Raw genomic sequence first — 20,571 nt, forward strand, 5'->3', positions numbered from 1 at the left:
GACCCGAGCCCCGAGAAACAGAAGGCCTATCGGTGTCGTATCGACAGTGTGATATATGCCCTCCGCGCCAACCGTCGATCGACCGTCGGAAGCAGTCGATATCGCCGCCCAGTATCGACGACTCGAACGTCCGCTCAGCGGCGCCGTCGCCCTCCTCGTCGCCGCCATCGTCGCGATGTCGATCTTCTCGTTCTCCCTCGTAACAGGCGCCCTCATTGCGATAACGGTCCTCCTCGCAGTCCGGGCGCCGCTGTTCAAAACTAGAGGGACTGCGCGTCTCATGTCCGACGCGACACCCGACGCGGTGCGGGCCGACTTCGAGGGCGCAACGCCGCCGATGCTTGCGTTTCAGTGGGGCATCGCCGATACCGTTCGGTCGACACCGGACGGCGCAGTCTACGAGATCTCGTATCTCTTCGGTCTGCGGTCGGTCGTGATGGAGTTGGAGACGCATACGGACATCGACGACGCAGACGTTCGCCTCGTCGTAACTGCTGGCGAGAATCCATGGGGAACGTACGACGTGAATATCACTGCCAGCGGCACCGAGACGGTCATCGATATCGAGTGGGCGTCAGATCGTCGATTCGGCCTCAACCGACTGCCACAGTGGCTGCTCGCCGAACGGTACCGTGCCGTCGCTCTCGATGCCCAAGGATATACCGCCGTCGACCGCGACGCAGCCCTCACGCTCGTCGGATGACTGACCGACGACTCCCCCTGCTGGCCGTTATCGGCACCAACGCCATACCGCTCGTTGGTGTCGGGTTTCTCGGATGGTCGATCGCCGCACTCATCGTCGTCTACTGGGTTGAGCTCGGTGTCGGCCTCGGGTTCGCCGCTCTCAGAGCGACCTTCGCACAGCGGCCGCCAGAACACGACGCTGATCTCTTGCTTCTCGGTGCATTCCGGCACAAGCGCGGCAGCGTAGCGGTACCTTGGATCGGTCCCGATGTCCAGGTCGCGAACATCCCGATACTCATCGTCCTGTTCCCGGTGTTCGGTGCCATCTGGTTCGTCACCGGTGGTATCGCACTCGGCGGTACTGACGTGGCAATAGCAGGCGACCCATTCGATGCGGACACGATGTCCACGGCAGCACTTGGCATCATCGGCATCGTCATCAGCCGGGGCGTCGAGACGATGACCGAATATTTTCTCAACGGTCAGTACGAATCTGTCTCCGTCCAAGGTGCGCTTCAGACAGCGATCTGGCCGATCATGGTCGTTGGTCTCGCGCTCACAGTGAGCGGTGCGGCAGCCACCTCGGGTGCTCCCGCAACCGTCATTCTCGTTGCCCTAGTCAGTACTAAGCTGCTGTTCGACCTCGCCGAGGTATATCGAGACCGACTCGTCGCGTTCGACGAGCGTTCAGCGCTCGACTTTGGTTGGGCAAACACCCCTGACAGCCGGTCGACTATCGACGCGGAGCTCCAGGACCACGTCGATATCGTTCGCCCACGGTGGTCGGCCGTCTTCGTCGACGGTGTCATCCGGGGGCTTCGAACGGAGGCGGTTGGGCTTACCGCGTTCGTCGTTGGCCTCTCGCTCTTGTTCGGGGCCCTTGGAACGAATCCGGAACTCGTCCTGTTCGGGAGCGGAGTTGGGCTCGCCATCCTCGTGTTCGTCGGCCTCTGTGGGGTCGTCGACGGTCTCGTGAGATACTCCGCAATGGAGTATCGACTCGGACGGGATATGTGGGCTACGATAGACTGTTCAGGACGCCACAGTGGCGGCTTCCTCGGTGGAAACTGGAGCGTAGTGACCCGCATCGAACGTTCGCCGACCGTGTGTTCGGGACGCGGACGTTCACCGTCGATCACGATGGGCGGACTATCCGTATTCCGCACGTTCCAGATGAGTTCGTCGCAGATCTCCCTGCTAGCGACTGATATCGAGGATAATGGCCACTCACTCCAGTTGCTATCGTTCTCAAAGGTGGTGGATAGCGATAGGCGACGATACGTGGCCGAAATACACTCAGGAAGAGGATATCAGGTGAGTCATATTTAACCAACAAATTCTGTGATCCGGGAGATGTGTTGGTTAACGCCGGTGAATGAAGGGACGTGAGCCAAAGAGCAAGCGGGGCACCCCTCTATCGATATGTATCGAGAACTCGTTCGAGGGAAAGAGAGGCTCGACCAAGTCGCTCAAATGCTGTCACCGCACTCGGAAGAGACACACCCCTCTATCGATGTGTTCCACCCGATCACGTAAGGACAGGTATCTCGGTGGTACGGAATGGTCGGCTTGGTTCGGAGCAAAAACACGGTGTAGAGGGCGTAACTCACCATCCTACACCAAACACGAGATGTCGATATCGCTCAGATATTTTGGCGTGGGGAAGACAACACAATCACGGTTGAGCAAAACACATCGAACACATCGATAGAGGTGTGTGTGAGTGTTTGTTCTAGAAAGCTAGAAGAAGAAGGCGAAGCCGACGACTCGATCCGAGAACTCGTGGAGTCTGCTTTTCGTGTGCTACCTGTCTTTTCTGCCAAAACCGTGTGTATTCGCCGTTCTCGAGTGGTTGCTCCGTTATTCGTGATGCTGTTTTACTCTCGTTTAATGCTCGATATCCCCACCCCCTTCGGGCCGCTGAACACATCGATAGAGGGGTGTGTGTCCCACCCCACATCGCTGAGATCACGTTCCAGAACACTTCGTCGGCGGTTCTGCTCGTTATCACTGAATTCTATTCAAGCCGTGGTATTGAGGCGTACAAAGCCAAGAAACGCCGCATTACACTTCGATAGGGGTGGGGGAACCTTTTTGCCATCAGACTGTATGGTCATCGACATGGGTACTGACGACTCCGATGATTCTCGGTCGGATTCGAGAACGCCGGAGGACGAGATTACGACACAGGCCGACCTTTCATCGAGCGCTCCCGATGGCGAGCAGCGCTCGAAGGGAGCGGCAGGGGATACGGGGGAACCAGTTGCCGAGACGTCGTCAGCGAACGAGTCCGAGAGCGAGTCGCAGTCGATCGAAGAGATGCTCCTCGAGTTCGACGAGCAAGAGGGGCTAATCCGTGATCGGTCACTGCTCGATCCGAACTACGTCGTCGAGGAAGACCGTATCGTCGGTCGGGACGAACAGCTCCAGGAAGTGACGAAGATGCTCCGTGTTGCACTTGGTGACAACCGGCCACCGAATCTCTTTCTCTACGGTCCCTCCGGCACGGGTAAGTCTCTCATCACGAAAGCCGTCTGTAACAACATCAGCCGTATCTGTGACACGCGTGATATCCAGTTCGGAACGATCGAGGTCAACTGCCAAGATCTCGATACCCTCGGTGTGGCAGTCTACGAACTCGCGAGGCAGGCGGCTGACGAAGCGGGTGTCGATATTGAGGTCCCGAAACACGGCGTCGCGACGAAAGAGAAATGGGACGAACTCTATCGGATCGTCAACGAGAATTTCGACTCGGTGGTGTTCGTCCTCGATGAACTCGACATGCTCGTCGGTCGACGGGACAAGCAGGACCCGGCATTCTCTCGCTTGCTCTATCAGCTGTCCCGAGCTGGGGCCAACGACGAGCTAGCGGCCTATATCTCCGTGGTTGCAATCTCGAACGACGCTCGGATGATGGAGTCCGTCGGCAGTCGTGCGCTGAGTTCGTTCACCCCGGAAGACGTCCATTTCGACGACTACGATGCGAATCAGCTGCAGTCGATTCTTCGTCGCCGGCAGGACGCGTTTCACGATGACGTCTTAGATGGCGACGTCATTCCGCTCGCCGCTGCCTTCGCTGCGCAGACACACGGTGATGCGAGAAAGGCGATCGATCTGATGCGGGTCGCCGGCGAACTCGCCGAGCGTGAAGGGGATGATCGAGTCCGAGAAGAACACGTCAGGCGAGCCCAGGACAAAGTCGAGAAGAACCGAGTCCTCGAGGTCGTTCGTGGTATCAGCACTCAAAAGAAGCTCTGCCTATACGCGACCGCCGCCGTCGCAGCACGAACGGACGACGGTTCGGCCCGCAGTACGACCGGCTATCGTGTGTATCAGTTCCTGACAGAGTCGATTGACGCAGACCAGTACCACCAGGAAACCTACGTCAACAAGATGAAGGAGCTGACGACGTACTCGCTGGTCGATTTCGAACGGCGAAGTCATGGGCCTAGCTCCGGGATGTTCCTCGAATTCCAGTTCGGTGAACGACCGGAGACGATTCTGGAGACACTCCAAGAGGACTCGCGTATCGATATGGTTCCTGCGGATGAAGTCGAGTCGGTTGTACAGGCGCAGATTCGAAACGAAACCTGATAACCCCGTTATTCTGGATTGATCCGACGGCACACCCCTCTATCGATGTGTATAGATTGTTTGTTACCGAAGCACACACGTGGATTTTCGTTGCTTGCTTGATCAATTAGTGGCCAGCGTCTGACGCACGTCACACACCTCTATCGATATGTGTTCCGAGTATAGAGGTTCTGAAAGTGCGGAGATTCCGCTAATCGGCTCTGCCGAAATTTCAATAACTGATGGGAATGGCGTACTGAAGAGGTCCGATTCAGCAATTCAACATCAGTGTATCCACCCCCGAACTGAGATGTCTGTATATTTTTGCAGTTCTCATACAATCAAAGCCACAGATCCCGCCTATGCGGACTCTAAATTCGAATAGACTGGTCCAAGGCCCCGTCAGATACTCTCACCGACGTATATTGGATGAAACGTATCTGTAAGAGTGAGTAATTCATCCACGATTGCGTCAACATAGGTGTCATAAGAACCATCTCGGGTCACAGCTTCATGCCCGACCTTTTTCGAGGCAATGTTCACCTTTCGATCCAAGCGCCACTTATAGGACGAAAGTATCTCCTTATTGTCTGGGGCTATCGATTTTAATGAATCTCGTTCTTCCTCTGTGAGTCCATCTATACTTTTGATTTGCAATCGGACCGTCGTGCGACCTGCATCTCCGATTTCACCAACAAAGATATCGTAGCGGATAGCATCGTGGTGCTCTGGATGCGTTGATTTGAATGAAGTGCGTTTGTTATATCCCGTGTACTCGGGGTCACGCTCGAGATGTGGTATATCCGTCTCATTCTGGAACCGGTTCTCAATCGCACGTAGGGTATCAGTAGCATCTGCTGTAGTTGACGCGCGTGATTTTGTCAGAGCTGCCTCAAACACTGACTGTAGGAATTCGCCCCCATCGTATGTGAGATTCCCAAGCTGTTCAAGTACGTCCTCATAGTATATTATTGAGTCGAATCCTGTCTCATCTTCCTCGGACACGTACCTCTCGGGGGCTAACAAACAGACGGTATACGAGTCCCAATCGTCATGTTCGACACGGAACTGACCTCGGTTGTAGTATCGTTCGATTTGATTCGGTTGCTTGTCGGCATCTATTTTGTTTTCTACTAACATGATATATCGATCTCCCGTTTCCGTGAGGAACCCGAACTCAATATCAGATTCACCTTCTCCGGCGTAACTCGCGTGTATGACTCCCCCGATGTACTCACCGAGTTCAATAGCAGGGTTGGCCTGGGAAACAAACCACCGACTAAATGAATCGGAGCTTTCTACCAACTGAGCTACCGAAAAGTCGATTTCGTGCTCTCCGACGGTCTCGAAGGCTGTACCCTGTTCGATCTTCATATACGACTGTCACCGGGATGAATAATGATGTTTTCTCCGATCACTGTAGTTATGATGTCGTTGCTTGCCAAATATCCTGCTCGAATGAATACCACGGGTAGAATTGACGCCGTCACTCGGGTAAGCTATCAGACTCCGATTCCCAGTGGTCGCCGACCGCTGACGCTGGATCGATATCGGCAACGAAGCGCATCGTCGCGAAATTCGCGCCGAGGCCAAGAATGCCGCCGCCGATGACACCGAGTGGAATCCCGACGAGGGGGACGTTCACCACGATTCCAGTCACGACTGGTGAGACGAGAAGAACGAACAGCACGAAGCCACCCGTGTACGCGAGGTACGGGCCACCTTGAATCGCGAGCGCGTACGACTGACGTGCCGCGTCGATCACATCGGTATCTCGCAGGACGACCAGATATGGCGTCGCGTAGAAGAGATATCCGGCGACGAGGAAGATGACGAGTGCCGGAAAAATGAGGAGGAGTACTGCACCGCTGAGACTCTTGGTGAGTGATCCAATTCCGAGGACACCGATAGCGAAAGGAAGCAGGATGAGAACCGGGAGGACCGTCAGAATGGCGAACGGCACCAGATACCGCCGACTGTTCTGGATGAATCGGTACGGTTCGTCGTCGAGTGCGTTTCGGAGACTCCCAAAGTAGCTTGCCGTCAGCGCTGTCTGGATCGCCAGCAGTGCAGGAGCGGTCACAATCGCGACAGGGAGTTGATCAAGCGGAAGTCTCGGTCTCACCGCAACGCCGGAACTTGGGAGACTTACGAACTGCCACACAGTAACGACCGAGAGTGGGTGGCCGAACTTGAATCCGATATGAATACCGTCGAACGACGTGATCGCGCGGATCTTGTTCGCATCGAGGAGAGCGAATATGATCGGCACGAGCGCCAGCTGTAGATGCTCAAACGCGCGGTTCATCCCCGACGAAAACCGTGTCGCAAAGTCAGGCATGGGACGAGACTCCGTGATAACGGCGGCGTGATAACGTGTAGGGTCTGAACCTGTTCGGAGCCGGACCTGTGATTTGGGCTGTCGGGGTCGCTATCAAGCGGGCGTTGCGAGTGGGGACCATATCTGGTGCCCTCGTCTCGACCATGTTTCCAGATAAAACTCGGCATGACTCAAACGATGATTAGTTAGTCGAGTGGCGTCCGTCTGTCCGGTCAGTAGCGATAGGATCAGAAGCCGATTTCCGGCATCCTTCTCGATTCCCCGTTACAAGTGTAACCGAGGAGATGAGACCGCGCATACCCCTCTATCGATGTGTGATCTATACTCGGTGCAGTGAACCCGGGACACTGTTTGGGTGTACCCGTACGCCTCCGTTCTGGACAAGGGAGCGGATACAGGGCCGGTGGTGAGTTGCGTGGGATCACCGTGTTAACCAACAAAAATTCGCTAACCTCTGATTTGTTGGTTAAGCCGTTATATCGACTGATTCTTGCTTTCACTGGCTTCCTCAGCGTAGCTGGCAGGTACAGAATGCAGTAGTAACTCAGCAAATGCGATTCAAATCTCCTTCCTCTACTTCTAATCGTCCGTTGTAGCCTCTGACTCCGGCTGATTCTTCTGTGATTTCCGGATCGCTGTCTGTTTCTCAGTGACCAACTGGGAGAGTGTGACTCCAAATCGTTTCCCGGCTATCGGGGGGACTGCATTCCCGATCTGTCGGAACCAGCTTGTGAACGGTCCGAGGAACACATACCCGACCGGGAACGATTGCAGGCGGGTCGCCTCCCGAGGCGTGATTCCTCGATTTCATTTCACCTCTGCGCGCTCGGGATCCGGATCTGGATATGCATGTTCGTGGAAATCCGGCAATACGTAGGCCTTCGCGTCCTACGCCAGATGTGCAACGATTGTTGGCGATGGTCCGGTCCACTCTAGCATCCGGTACTTATTGTTGCCCTTGTTCTCCGTCAAGGGGATGGTCGGTGCTTACGTCGGAATCACTGGATCAGTTACAGGGCTTAGTTCGGTGCATCTTGGTTGTATATCTGCTTATCAAAATCACTAATTTTATTAATATAATCCTATTACCTCAAATTATTTAATTTATTTGTTCTCCCGCTGGTCCTGAGAAAGTATAAATTTTAAATATAAATACCAGAAATTATCATAATAATCAAACAAATCGCGATAAAAGAGTCAATAAATTACAGAAAATACAAATTTTGGAAATAGATATCTGTTCGAGAACACATACGATTCTAAATATATAAGATTCGAATTATTCAAATAAAATTGTTAGGACTTATGAATCTGGTTGAACTAGTATGCTATTATTCGGCGGCCGCGTGAAGACAAAAGGTCCCGATACGTCCTCCAATTCTTACTGTCACTGGTCGATAAATCGGTGCGTTTCATCAGGAATAATCATGTAGAATACTTATTCACTACGGCCGGTATTCCAGCCGCTTAGCTGAACCGTGAGGAAGTATGGCTGAACAGCACCGCCATTATATATGTTGGCCCCGCTACTCAGAAATATGGCAGAGGATACCGGTGGACGATCAAGGAGATCGAGCAAGGTAGCCAGGATGATCGCTGAATATGATGTCGACGAATCTCTTGGTGACGAACTTGAACGGCTCTGGACGGCCGAAGGCCAACAGCGCAAAAGTCTCCGAGATCTCGCGGATTTCTTTAATAAGCAACTGCTCGAAAGTGCAATGACTGCTGCAGGCATCTCTACTGTAAACGGGGAAGTCTCCAATCTTTATCGGCTCCTCACCGCTGACGACGTGAGTAGTGGGATGCGGACTGAGGCTCGAACCCGCCTCGAACGTGAGGGCGTCGATATTGAGCAACTCGAACGTGATTTCGTCTCGTACCAGGCAATTCGCTCGTACCTCACTGAATACCGGGATGCTTCATACGAACAGCCTTCCGACAGCGAGCAAGTAGAGAGCGTTCTTGATTCTATCCGACGCCTTCAGTCCCGACTTCGGTCGCTCACCGAGGGAAGCCTAGATCGACTCCGCTCGACAGGGCGGATTACGCTCGGTGAGTTCCGCTTGTTCATCGATATTGATGTTCTCTGTGAGGACTGTGGCGCACAATACGGCGTCATCGATCTGCTCGAACGTGGCGGCTGTGATTGCGAGGGAGAGACGTAGCAACCGCCTGGTTGCGACCTATACTTCTGTAATGCGGGTGTAGTCGTCGTCGAGAGCCTGTGCGTCTTCGGGGAGGAGAGCGACAACGAGGAATTCCGGATAATCCGCTAGATAATCGATTAGCGACGCGATTCGCATCGAGTCGATTGCCTCCAAGGAGTCCAAAATCATGAACGGAACCTGTTCGTAGACTTCGTGGACGAGATAGCCCGCAAGGGCAAACACCAGCCCGGTGACTTCCCGTTCGCTTTCACTGAGGTGGTCGACTGTGTCCTCATACGCCGCTCCGGAGTCCGTACTCCGGACGACGTGTAGTTCAAACTCAGTTTTTTCCACCTTTTTTCTCCCCTCTCGCACTTCGCGCTCGACTCGCTCGATCCAGATGCGCTCGAGGTTCTCATATCCGAGGGTATCGAGGACTGCATCCATATGGTCGTTGAACTGCTCGACAGCACTTTTCTCTATCTGGTCGATTCGCGTTCGGAGGTCCTTCAGTTCGGTATTGATCTCCTCACGCTGTGAGTTCAACTGTGTCTCCTCAGTAAGGCGCTCTTCGATGGAATTGGTTTGCTCCGTTACATCCTCTAACTCGGATTCGAGCTGTTCGAGCTCAAATTCGAGTTGATTGGCTTCCTTGTGAAGGTCCAGAATCTCACTGAAGTCCTCGGTCTCCAGCGTCTCAATTTCCGATTCAAGATTCTCGATTTCACCGTTGAGCTGTTCACGCTCATCTCGCAGGCTATCCAGACGTTCTTCACGTTCTGCCACTTCGTTCTCGATGTCAGTGAGCTTTCGCTCGACAGACTCTCTTCGCTGCTGTTGTTGACGATATTCCTGCTGTTTGTCTTTCAACTGGGACAGCTCCGAATCGAGGTCCCGGATAGTCTCCAGTTTCTCTTGCCGGATGTCCCGGAGTTGTTCGAGTGTCCGCGTGATACTCTCCTCGTCGACTTCAGAACCACAGGTCCAACAGACGACAGTGTCGTCGACAAGCGCATCAGTTACTGCGCCATCTTGGGCATTCAGAGCGGAGGTGACGGCTTCTTCGCTCCCTTCCAACTGTTCCTCGTTGAACTGAATCACATCCTGGAGATTGCTCACTTCGCTTTCGATGTTGTCCTTCCGGTCCCGAAGCTGGGAAATTTCGTGTTTGAGTTCGTCATGATCTCCCATCGGTGCTTCGGGTAGTTCGTTGAGTTCCGACTCGAGGTCTCTCCGTTCGGCTGTCAGTGATTCGATGCTCTCCTGCTGGACTTCGATATCGGAGCGGACCCGTTCTAATTCGGCGCGTTTCTCGCGAAGTTCGTCAAGGCGAGACTCGAGTTCTTGTTTCTCCGCCCGTGTTTCGTCGACGTCAGCATCCAGCGTTTCAATATCTGCTTCTTTTGCCTCCAGTTCCGCCTTTTTTGCCTCGATGTCGCTCTTGAGCTGACTTCGCTCGTCTTCCAGTTTCGGGAGCTCACCTTTCAGCTCGTCCAGTTCGCTGAGTTCGTCGTCGATCTGTGATCGTTCCCGTTCGAGCTGCTGAATCTCGGCTTGTATCGAGTCGGTATCGACGGGACGCATGATGAGTTCGCGAAGATCGGCACCTCTAGCGACAGAGCGGCGGGCTTCGTTGGATTCCAAGAGAAATGCGAAGAGGTCGGCAAGCTCTGATTCATCGAGATAAGGATTGCCTCCTGTCATGACGGAGCCATCTGACCGGGTGAACGTTCGCACGTAGGTTTCCTCACCGACGCTGAGCTCAACTCGGCCTTCATCGGCGTCTGCTTTCAGGGACGCATCATCGCTCCCCATAACTGCCATGATGGAGCGGAGCAGCGATGTTCGATTCGTTGCATTTCGTCCCGCCAATACCGTGATGCCGGGGGCGAAGGCGACTGACGTTTCGTTGATCCCACCTATATTTTCTACCGCGAGTTTGGCGGTTTGGTCGAGTATATTTGCCTCGTTCATATTTTCGCATAGTTTTGGTATGGTAAAAAAGTTGCCGTGAAGTGCCCCTTATCGCACCCCGTGGAACCACATATTCCGCACCTGTTATAACAAACATAATGGTGTTACGCTGTTGTTAGGCCGGAGCAGGGGCTATAGCCATGTCCACGAAGTGGGGCAATATCCTCTGTAATCATTTCTGACGGTGCAGGCCTCGGATTTAGTGATAAGCTGATACTGACGCCGTAGAACATGGCCTATCACAAACAGAAAAGCCGCTTCTTCGGAAAAGAGAGATGGAGACAACGAGTGAACGGTAGTGATAGTCAAACGATTAAGTGAGCGCCCCTGCAAGGATATGATAACTATCCCGACGGACGTCGCCAGTTGCCGCTGCCGACCGAGGCCTGATTCGTCCCGTCGTAAGTCGCGCACTTGATCTCGACGCTGGCCCAAACACTACCTTGCCGGGATTCCCTGGCTCAATCGAGCCTGATAGTCGGTGTGCGTACGTTGCGATACCTGGATGCGACCGGACGGCTGTCCTGTCGCCGACATCCGGCGACCTGCCTGTTCGGCTCTCCGTCGACGTTCGTCAAGTACCCCCTCATCACACGGCGTCTCTCTTGGTTGCGTTGCTCTCAAACGACGCTATCGGACTTCCGGACAAGTACGAAGTAGCACCTGCATCTCACCGCTGAACCTCTGCTGGGTCCGAATGCTGGTCAGGAAGGGAATAACATCCCTAATATTGTTATTCTAACTTCGGTCTCGAAATTGGCTGCGGTCGACATTTGCACCGTTTGTACGATGGCGACCATCAATCTCGTGGGTCGACCAATTGGAACAGCCCACTGACCGTACTCCATGGAAATCGACGAGCACTCGATAGTCGAATTCGCGGTCTTTCAGTGCCATTCTACAGTATTTCGTTCAGTACTTGGGAGTATCTCTCGGTTCTGACCTGTTCGTTTTGGAGCGCATTGCGCAAACGCTCGGCAGCCGTCTCGAAGTTCGAGTCTGAATCGTCGTACAGTTCTTCGAAGAAATCCACATTCGCCGTCTCACACTGCGTTATCCATGTATCCCGAATGGCCGTGGCACCGTACAGCGTCCCGACCATCGTTCCAACGACACTCCCGATGGTGTCGCAGTCACGGCCGAAACTTGCCGCCTCGGTTATTGCCGTGTTTGGGTCGTCCCCACAGAGTTCGAGAATGCCGACGGCTGCAGGGAGGGACTCAATACTGTCCGCGCTGAAGACCCGGCCGTCCGAATACTTCGACGTATCCCAGTCGACGGCCGGCCACGTCCAATCGAGAAGTTCGTCATAGAACCGCTCGACGAATGTATCGATGTTGTCGCTATCGGCGGCCAACGTTAGGGAGAGCTCCAGCGCACGGAAAAGCACCTCCGGTGCGTAGTCCAACATCGTCTCGAGTACGTCATTAACGGTGGCGTTCGGGGAACACGCTTCGGCGATGCCTGCCGCGACGACAGCCGCTGCATCACGATTGATTCCGTCTTGATTTATCGAAGCGATATTGAATCCGTCTTGGTATGCCTGTCGAGTGTTGGCTGCATTGATAATCCCGATCGGTGCGATAGACGTCGTTGCGATACCTGCTGGGATCGTCCCACGTCCGGTCTCCCAAGGGTTCATTCCCGCGGCCAGTTTCTTGATCATGATTTCCTCCGATGTCCACACTCTGGTTGGATTGAGGTGAGCGAGCAACGTCTCAGCGAGTTCATCGGGAGTGATCCGCCCCTCGTGTTCCGTAATCGAGAGGGTGAGGTACTGGCGCATGACTGAGTCACCCGTGATAGTACCTGGGGCCCCATCTGCGTGGGGATGCTCGTAGGAGTGAAACTCCTCCACCTTTCCGAACTCGTCCCGGATCTGTTGGTACGGCCAATTTTCCACTGGCGCACCCAACGCATCACCGATTGCGCCACCGATCAAACAGCCGTAAAGCATGTCCTTGCTGTCTCTGGGCATCGTTAAGTCACCTCAATTTTGTTTCCAATGATCTGCGCGAATCGATTGACGATGTTCGAGGGTTCCTCTTTGAATCGTTGAGCCTTGAGATGAGTCGGTTTCGACAGGCTCTCCTCGTCGGTGTTGCTGACGATACCGATGGTACCGAACGTCTCGTTGCCCTGGCTCTTCTCGGGAATGATCGGTGCAGCGAGAGTCTGGACGTTTTCCTGGCGTTCTTTATCGCTGTACGCCAAGCCTTGCTGTCGGACTTCCTCTAGTTCCGCGATCAGTTCGTTAGTATCCGTCACTGTGTACTCGGTCAGCTGTGGAAGTCCATAATGTTCTATTATATTGAATACATCCTCCTCCGGGAGATGGGCTAGGATGGCTTTGCCGAAGGCAGTCACGTGGAGGTGGGACTCCACACCGATATACCAATTGCTATCGCTTTCGAGTAACGGGGATTTGTACACGCAGACCGCTTTGCCCATCTCCTCGATGACCAGTACGGCCGTTTGACCCGTTTCCTCGGCGAGATTATCAACTTCGTCCTCAATCCCTTCGGGGAAGTCCCTCTGACTCAGTGCGGTCCCCCCGAATTCGAGACAGCGGAGACCGAATCGGTACTTCTGATTCTCTTCGACGACGAACCGATTAGCCATGGGCGTCTTGAGATAGTAGTGAAGGGTGCTTTTGGAAACGTCGAGCTCATCCGTCAATTCGCTCAGACTCACCGGCTGCTTCGCCCCGATCACTTCGAGTATCTCAAAAACCCTCTCTGCGGATTTGATTCGTTTTCCTTCGCCCTCCGGAATTGACCTGTCCATGCGTTCTGTTCTGTACCCTAGACATAAAAAAAGGTAGTGTCATTCAATCTTATAGAATACTTATCACTACCGGGCGTGCAGAAATACAGCTGTGGGACCGTTTCGCCCCTTCTCTGGTTGTAGTGCGATTCTTGTTCAATAATATAGAACAATAGACCACCACGTGATGGTTGACGTGTGTCTTCATGTGGGCGTACGATAAACCGCGGTTTCAGTATTCAACGGGCACGTCTTGTGATGTCCCGAACGAATTGGACTGACCCAGATATCGGTCCCCTCATCACCAAGCGAAGAAGAGCGGAACAAAACGCAGGAAAAACGGCGTCCGCGAAACGAAAGCGTGCAAGCATAACTTTGATACCGTATTGGCTCCCCGTATCCGCATGGTTTCCGTAGCCGTTTACGGCGCTGGCGGGATTGGGGGGTATTTTGGTGGCCGACTGGCACAGGGTGGGGCTGACGTGTCGCTCATCGCACGCGGCGAACACCTTGACGCTATGCAGCAACAGGGACTCCACGTTGAGAGCATTCACGGGGACTTCTCGGTCGCGCCCTTCGTGACGAACGATCCCGAAGCAATCGGCCCAGTCGATTATGTCCTTGTAACCGTCAAGTCCTACGATACGGGCGACGTTGCAGCTGCCCTTTCTCCGTTATTGCACGACGATACGGCCGTCATTTCTCTCCAGAACGGTGTGGAGAACGAGAAGGTCCTCGCAAACGAAATCGGCAAGGACCACGTTCTGGGTGGTGTGGCCTACATTTTCTCTACCCTCTCCGAACCCGGAGTTGTCACACACTCGAGTGGGCCGGCACGGCTCATCTTCGGCGAACTGGATGGAACGCGAAGTGACCGAGCACAGCGATTCTTGGATCTTTGTGAACAGAGCGAAATCGAGGCGGAGCTATCCACGGAGATCCGGAAGAACCTGTGGACGAAGTTTGCGTTCATCTGTGCACAGGCGGGGATGACGGCGACGGCAAGGTGTCCTATAGGGCAAATCCGTAACACCCCTGAATCCTGGGCGATGTACGAACGGCTCCTGCGAGAGGTCATCACGGTTGCGAACGCTACAGGTGTCGAGCTCTCGGACGAGGTTGCCGACCGCTGGCTGTCGTTTGCGACCGAACTCGATCCAGATTCGTACTCCTCACTCCACCACGATCTCGTCCACGGAAACAGAACCGAACTGGAGGCCTTTCAGGGGACTGTCGTCGACTACGCGGATCAGCAGGACGTAGCAGTTCCCGCTACGGAGGCGGTGTATGCGGTACTCAAACCACAGCACGACCGAAACCTGAGCAAATCCTAAAGGGGCCTTCGTAAGTAATTGCACTCCTGATCGTACGCAGTCCAACCAGGTGTGCCATTAATTCCGAACGCTACTATAACGACCTCGGATGGCCTGTTTTCGAGGCGCACGGCTAATCATCAGAGATTTGTGGGATAGTGTATCCTTCTCCACACATAGGGGAAAATTGAATAGGGCCTGGGATGTTATGGCTTTCACCGATGAAGAAAATGCTCCTCAATCCTAAGGAAGGACAGGTAGACTCGGACACTGGGCCCCAGTGGGCGGACCACGATACTGCCTATTCGCGCGGCGTCGTCGTGCAGGGCGACGGCTACAAACGCTTGTTCCTCACGGGCATCTGTTCGGAGAAGGACGGGGTAGAAGCACAGACACGGGACATACTACAACAGATCGAGGCGGAACTCGAGAATCTCGATGGCGGGATGGAGGATATCGTACGCGTACGCGTATTCGTGAGTAAGCCGAACATGGACGAACAGACTCTCGAAACAATTCACGACATCCGGAACGAGTTCTTCGTTCAGGAACATCTGCCGGCCAGCACGCTCATCGAAATCGAAGACCTAGTGCGGGACCGGTATCTTGTCGAAATCGATGCTGATGCTGTTATCCCGGACGACGGCTGGGACATTGAGTAATTGTAACACGTTCACCAGGGTATTGGGCCACGCTGGGCGATCATCGGTCCCAACCTTGTCCGTTCAAGGTGTTCGGAAGTGGATGATGCAACGGATTCACTGTCGGGTGACCACCGATAGGATGACCTTCACGGAGGACCACGCACGAACGTTGTCGGGCAGACGATGACGCGTACAGGACGGATGGCATCGCGCATATCTTACCTACCCGACCGACATCGATGAACTATCCGAGCCGCCCGTCACCGTACTTCCGATGGCTACTCGTGGTCGTCGCAGCGGCGATTTTTGGTGTTTCGGGTACCTACCAGTTCGTCTGGTCAACCATTCGGCCCGAACTCGGAATTCGAATCGGCGCGTCTGAAGCCGGTGTCGGGACCGTTTTCACGCTGTTCATTATCGCACAGGTACTCAGCCAGTTCCCTGCCGGCTGGATTCGTGATCGGTTCGGTCCCCGTCTCCCGCTTCTTGTGGGTGGAATCGGGCTCGGGGCCGGCTACATCGGACTGGCACAGGCGGGGTCCGTTTTCGAGGCGTATCTCTTCTACACAGCTGGGGGGATCGGATCGGGAATGGTGTATGTCGTCGCAATCAATACTCCGGTGAAGTGGTTCGACAAGCGGCGAGGGCTTGCCACCGGTATCGTGGGTCTGATGTACGGCGGTCTGAGCGTCGTTCTCATCCCCTACATTCGACGTGGAGTCGTAACCGGTTTCGAGAATACCGTCAGTATGTTGGGCGTCGGAGCTGGCGTCACGTGTCTCTTGGCCGTCCTCATCTTGCGGGATCCTCGTGAGGAAGAGTCGACGTCCGAAAATACGTCGGAACCTCCGGTGGACGATTCTGACAACCGTCCGAAAACCCCGGAGTCGACGGCGGACCTCGACTCTTTTACGTGGTCCGAGATGATTCGCACCTGGCAGTTCTGGCTACTTTATCTGGTCTTCATCGTTGTGAATGGTGTCGGATTGATGCTCATCAGCAAGATTGTGGGTTTTGCGTCCGGGATCGGTCTCTCAACCACGACAGGGGTCAGAGCTGCTTCGTTGATCGCCCTCGCCGATGGCCTCGGCATCGTCGTCGGTGGGTGGTTCTCCGATTACTTGGGACGGGAACGAACGACGATGATTACGTTGACGATGTGTGGCATCTCTCTAGCGGGAAGCGTTCTCGTTGGATGGATGGGACACAGCGAGCTGTTCGTCGTCCTCGTCGCTGTTGCGGCATTCTTCAGGAGCCCTGTATTCGCTATCTTCCCGGCGCTCATTGGGGAATACTACGGACTATCCCGCTCGTCTCAAAACTACGCTGCCCTGTTTTCGGGGAAACTCTGGGGAGGCGTCATCGGCGGGACGGTGGCGAGCGTACTGATCGTGTCGTTCGGCTGGTTGCTAGTGTTTCTGACCGGTGCGGTGTTGCTGATTACCTCTGGAATCGCCACGTACTTTCTGCATCCGATTTCGACGTAGGCCGTCGATCGCTACACTCAGTGGACATGTTGTCGCGGGGTACCGATGCGGTTTCGGGATGGTCGCACGTACCGCGCCCTGTAGTCGCCACGTGATGCAACACCGATACGGCATCGACCTGTACTGAGTTTCTATGGCGCCCCTGTGTCCCGTCTGCCATGAGCCGACTCGCTTGGAGACGGTAGTCTTGCTGCCGTGCTCTCGGGAAAGTAGAACTTTCCCGGTCGTGCAAAGACGCGACCCGAAGGGATGCGTGAAACGCGGGCTAGTATAGGAGAGACGACGGGACCGATGCGATGGCCCCGACGCGGCACCCCGACATTGGCGAATAGAGGGTTTCAAGGTGTCTATGGCCTACTAATCCGCAGTTTACCCACTCCAAACAGAATCCTGAAACCACCCAAACAGATAAGTGAATGGAATATATTCCAGTAGATGACGACAATGCAAGACAATACCATACGGGTAATACTGAACAGTCTGTTCGTGTTCCTTTCCGTGCTGGTTCTGTGGCCAGGAGCAGTGGCCATGAAAGACATTCAGGCAACCGTCTTCAACTGGCCGTTTTTCGCGTTCTGGGAGGTTATCGTTGGTCCACTCCTGCTGATCGCACTCTTTATAATAAACAGCGAGTGGCGGATTCGGAACGACAAGCAACTTGCAGAGACAGGTGGTGAACAATAATGGCGTTCAATCAGGTACTGTCCACGGCGATCATCGTACTGTACATCCTCGGCTCGCTCATGATCGGTATCTATGCGTGGCGAGGGCAGACAGAAAGCACCCTCAATTCTTACCTATCGAGCGACCGCAAGATCAATTGGTTCGTCGGGTTCTTCTCCACCGGGGCCAGCCAGTTCACTGCGTTGGCGTTTATGGGCTTCGTCGCCTTTTATTTCAACTTCGGCATCGCCGGCTGGATCGCCGTCTTCATCGGATACGTCACGTTCTATATCGGAACGTTCTGGGCGCTTGCAGGGCGGACGTGGAAGATTGGCCGAAAATATGGCCATCTGACGCCGAGTGACACCGTCCGAGACTTCTACGATAGCCCGCTGCTGGGAATGATCGTTGCTATCGGACTGATCATCGCGGTGATTCCGTACCTCCAGCTGCAGTTTACCGGAATCGGAATCATCTTCGAACTCGGTACTGGTGGGATGATCTCTGCGATTGTAGGTTCCATCTTTGTACTGGTTGTCATCGCGATATACACCTGGCTCGGCGGTCTGAAGTCGGTGGCATGGGTCGACACGTTCCAGGGTGTCTTGCTCGTCGGTGCTGCCTTCTTAGGTGGCCTGAGTATTTTCTTCCTAGTCGGCGGTGGTTCCGGCGAGGCCTGGTCAACGATACTCTCTAACACACCCAACTTCACGAACATCCCCGACCCGACGGGAACGTGGAACTGGCCGCGGATCATGACATGGACGTCGGTTGTCATGCTTGGCTGGATTTTCCATCCGCACATCTGGCTCCGCATTCACTCCTTCGAGAGCGGCCACGCTGCCGAACGGCTCGCTCCCGTTATGGCCGTCCTGCAGTACCTCATCCAGTTGGGCGGGTTCTTCCTTGTATTGGCTGGAGCGATCCGGTTTGCAGGCTCTCCCCCGGATCAATTCGTCCTGCGAATGTACCGTGAATTCTTCCCGACGGTCCTGTTCAGCATCGTGGCCGCAGCCGGGCTGGCAGCCATGATGTCCAGCGTGAGTAGCCAGTGTCACGGAATCGCTGCCGTCGTCGCGCGTGACATAACGAGACAGTTCAAGCCGGACTGGAAGGACAGCAAACACCTACTCACCGCGCGCATCACGATGGTGGTGGCGCTTATCGCGGCGTTCCTGCTCAGCCTAGCGGATATTCCGTTCCTGCTTACGAGCGGTGCTGCCGCCGCTGCGTTGGCTGCATCCCTGGTGCTTCCACAGATCACCGCCGCGCTTTACAGCTGGGAGTGGACGACCAAAGAGGGGGCAATCGCCGGTAGTTTGCTCGGCGGTTCGACTGCACTCGCCTTCCTCGTCGTTCCGGGCCTTTCGCTTCCGTACAATATGTACGGTCCATTCGCTGGCTTGGTTACCAACATCTTGCTCTTCACGGTGGTTAGTCTGGCCACTTCATCCACCTCTGGCCGCTCCGATGACTTCGAACAAACCACCCACGAGTCGATGGCACAGCTGGAAGACGAGTATCGTGAGGGAGAGTCGATCGTTGCAGACGATTGAGTGAGTGCCGTATCACGAGGTACTTCTTTTTTCGCTGGTTCCGGAGACCGACACAGTGCGGCGACTCTGCTCCGCATGAGGAGCAAGTTATTATACGGTGATCGAGCCAACCGACAGTCGGATGGAGCTGGGTTCAGCTCGCTCGAACGCCGGAATCAGCGCTCATCCTTTCCACTGGCCGTTTCCCTCGAGTGTGCATCAAGTCCATGGCAATCACCACCACAACCCTTATTGTGACACAAACTCAAGGAGAACCATGAGCGAAGTAGATCATGAATCCCTTGCTGAGTACCTTGAAGCAGAAGAATCCGAGTTACTCGAAGAGGTTGAGGGGAAGGAAGGGGCCGTAAACAAAGGCTCACACAACAACAAATCCAGGCGAGTTGCCGCTCTCCTGCGGAAACACGACAATCAGAAGATCGTCCAATCGCCCCACCAGGCCGAACACCTACTCCAGCAGGATGTCGATGTCGTTGTTCACATGGGCTGTCACTCGATTCAAACGCCCCATATTGTCGATGGCACCATGGATATCCTCGAGTCGCTCGGCATGACGACCGTCCCACTTGGTGGATTCAACAACTGTTGCGGTATTCTCGACTTCCAGAACGGAGATGTCGAAACGGCCCAGAGCGTCGACGACAACCGGTTCCGGAACATTGAGGCGTTCGATCCAGACTACGCCATCACGGAGTGCACCTCCTGTTTCGCCACCTCCGACAAACTCTCGATGGGGTATCGTGACCCTGACGGCTATGAATTCACGTCCATGATCGAATTCCTCCACGACCGCCGGGAACAGCTCCGCGAGATGGCCGAAGTCACCGACCCCGTTACTATCGCGCTCCACGATCATTACGACGGGTTCGATTGGACCCCCATCGATGAGGCCCATATGGCTCGTGAACTCTTCGAGACCCTTCCGGGCGTCGAAATCGTCGAAATGGAACACACTCTCGAGGATGGGCTCCCTTGTAACTTCTACAGCGATCTCTCACAGTGGGAGTACGACGACCTCACCGAGCAGGTCTACCAGGAAGCAGCCGACGCCGGTGCCGACCTTCTCATCAACTTCTGGCACGCTTGCCACCGCAACATGGTCGTCTACGACCCACACTTCCCACTCGAAACCCGAAACTACGCGAACTTCATCGGCGAGCGTCTCGGATTCGAGTACCGCGATATCACTAAGGAGTACAAACTCGCCGCGCGCAACGGCAAAATCGACGCCATCCTGAACGATGCAGCCCCCGTCCTCGAGGCCAACGGGATCAGCGATTCCGAAGCGAGGTCCATCATCAGGGAGGATCTCGCACCACAGCAAGACAAGGGCTGTTAGGTCTCATTGTATCCGCGTCAATCGACGATGGTGGCTTCTGGACGGTCACGCCACGGTTCGGATCAACACAGGGGAAATTAC

General features: G+C 54.7%; 16 protein-coding genes. 10 read left to right on the top strand and 6 right to left on the bottom strand.

Translation table 11 applies throughout. The features are described 5' to 3' along the window. Positions 1-55 precede the first annotated feature (55 nt). The 3 genes from MXB53_RS13590 to MXB53_RS13600 all read left to right on the top strand — a co-directional run bounded on the left by MXB53_RS13590 (position 56) and on the right by MXB53_RS13600 (position 4,278). Positions 56-703, top strand: coding sequence for a hypothetical protein (locus tag MXB53_RS13590; protein ID WP_248898152.1), 648 nt, complete (start codon positions 56-58; stop codon positions 701-703). Continuing rightward, positions 700-2,013, top strand: a complete 1,314-nt coding sequence (locus MXB53_RS13595; RefSeq protein WP_248898153.1) for a DUF6498-containing protein — start codon at positions 700-702, stop codon at positions 2,011-2,013. The genes MXB53_RS13590 and MXB53_RS13595 overlap by 4 nt, the downstream gene beginning before the upstream one ends. Before the next feature lie 792 nt (positions 2,014-2,805). Further along, complete coding sequence (locus tag MXB53_RS13600; RefSeq protein ID WP_345779731.1) at positions 2,806-4,278, top strand: orc1/cdc6 family replication initiation protein; 1,473 nt, start codon at positions 2,806-2,808, stop codon at positions 4,276-4,278. A 381-nt stretch (positions 4,279-4,659) separates the two neighbouring features. Here the strand turns inward: MXB53_RS13600 and MXB53_RS13605 are convergent, their stop codons facing one another. The 3 genes from MXB53_RS13605 to MXB53_RS15670 all read right to left on the bottom strand — a co-directional run bounded on the left by MXB53_RS13605 (position 4,660) and on the right by MXB53_RS15670 (position 7,396). Beyond that, entirely contained in the window at positions 4,660-5,631 is a 972-nt protein-coding gene (locus tag MXB53_RS13605) for a PD-(D/E)XK nuclease family protein (protein WP_248898154.1), read from the bottom strand. Between the two features lie 112 nt (positions 5,632-5,743). Further along, positions 5,744-6,340, bottom strand: coding sequence for a hypothetical protein (locus tag MXB53_RS13610; RefSeq protein ID WP_248898155.1), 597 nt, complete (start codon positions 6,338-6,340; stop codon positions 5,744-5,746). 837 nt (positions 6,341-7,177) lie between these two features. Further along, a complete protein-coding gene (locus MXB53_RS15670) occupies positions 7,178-7,396 on the bottom strand; it encodes a DNA cytosine methyltransferase (RefSeq protein ID WP_345779737.1) in 219 nt (72 codons plus the stop codon). A 740-nt stretch (positions 7,397-8,136) separates the two neighbouring features. Here MXB53_RS15670 and rdfA point away from each other — a divergent pair. Beyond that, positions 8,137-8,766: a rod-determining factor RdfA gene (gene rdfA / locus MXB53_RS13615; protein WP_345779732.1), complete on the top strand. Its 630-nt coding sequence runs from the start codon at positions 8,137-8,139 to the stop codon at positions 8,764-8,766. 18 nt (positions 8,767-8,784) lie between these two features. Here rdfA and MXB53_RS13620 read toward each other — a convergent pair whose 3' ends face one another. From MXB53_RS13620 to MXB53_RS13630, 3 genes are all read right to left on the bottom strand, one after another. Next, entirely contained in the window at positions 8,785-10,722 is a 1,938-nt protein-coding gene (locus tag MXB53_RS13620; RefSeq protein ID WP_248898157.1) for an archaea-specific SMC-related protein, read from the bottom strand. An 898-nt stretch (positions 10,723-11,620) separates the two neighbouring features. After that, entirely contained in the window at positions 11,621-12,700 is a 1,080-nt protein-coding gene (locus MXB53_RS13625) for an ADP-ribosylglycohydrolase family protein (RefSeq protein ID WP_248898158.1), read from the bottom strand. Positions 12,701-12,702: 2 nt separating this feature from the next. Further along, entirely contained in the window at positions 12,703-13,509 is an 807-nt protein-coding gene (locus MXB53_RS13630; protein ID WP_248898159.1) for an IclR family transcriptional regulator, read from the bottom strand. Between the two features lie 383 nt (positions 13,510-13,892). On the opposite strand from MXB53_RS13630, the gene MXB53_RS13635 reads away from it, so the two are divergent. The 6 genes from MXB53_RS13635 to MXB53_RS13660 all read left to right on the top strand — a co-directional run bounded on the left by MXB53_RS13635 (position 13,893) and on the right by MXB53_RS13660 (position 20,490). Continuing rightward, a complete protein-coding gene (locus MXB53_RS13635) occupies positions 13,893-14,822 on the top strand; it encodes a ketopantoate reductase family protein (RefSeq protein WP_248898160.1) in 930 nt (309 codons plus the stop codon). A gap of 200 nt (positions 14,823-15,022) precedes the next feature. Continuing rightward, positions 15,023-15,463: a RidA family protein gene (locus tag MXB53_RS13640; protein WP_248898161.1), complete on the top strand. Its 441-nt coding sequence runs from the start codon at positions 15,023-15,025 to the stop codon at positions 15,461-15,463. A gap of 266 nt (positions 15,464-15,729) precedes the next feature. Continuing rightward, positions 15,730-16,932, top strand: a complete 1,203-nt coding sequence (locus MXB53_RS13645; RefSeq protein WP_248898162.1) for an MFS transporter — start codon at positions 15,730-15,732, stop codon at positions 16,930-16,932. Between the two features lie 435 nt (positions 16,933-17,367). Then, positions 17,368-17,616, top strand: a complete 249-nt coding sequence (locus tag MXB53_RS13650; protein WP_248898163.1) for a hypothetical protein — start codon at positions 17,368-17,370, stop codon at positions 17,614-17,616. Continuing rightward, a complete protein-coding gene (locus MXB53_RS13655; RefSeq protein WP_248898164.1) occupies positions 17,616-19,151 on the top strand; it encodes a sodium:solute symporter family protein in 1,536 nt (511 codons plus the stop codon). Before MXB53_RS13650 ends, MXB53_RS13655 begins: the two co-directional genes overlap by 1 nt. A 256-nt stretch (positions 19,152-19,407) precedes the next feature. Beyond that, positions 19,408-20,490, top strand: a complete 1,083-nt coding sequence (locus tag MXB53_RS13660; protein WP_248898165.1) for a heterodisulfide reductase-related iron-sulfur binding cluster — start codon at positions 19,408-19,410, stop codon at positions 20,488-20,490. Positions 20,491-20,571: the final 81 nt, after the last annotated feature.

It is taken from the genome of Haloplanus sp. XH21 (genome assembly GCF_023276355.1).
Taxonomy (GTDB): Archaea; Halobacteriota; Halobacteria; order Halobacteriales; family Haloferacaceae; genus Haloplanus; species Haloplanus halobius.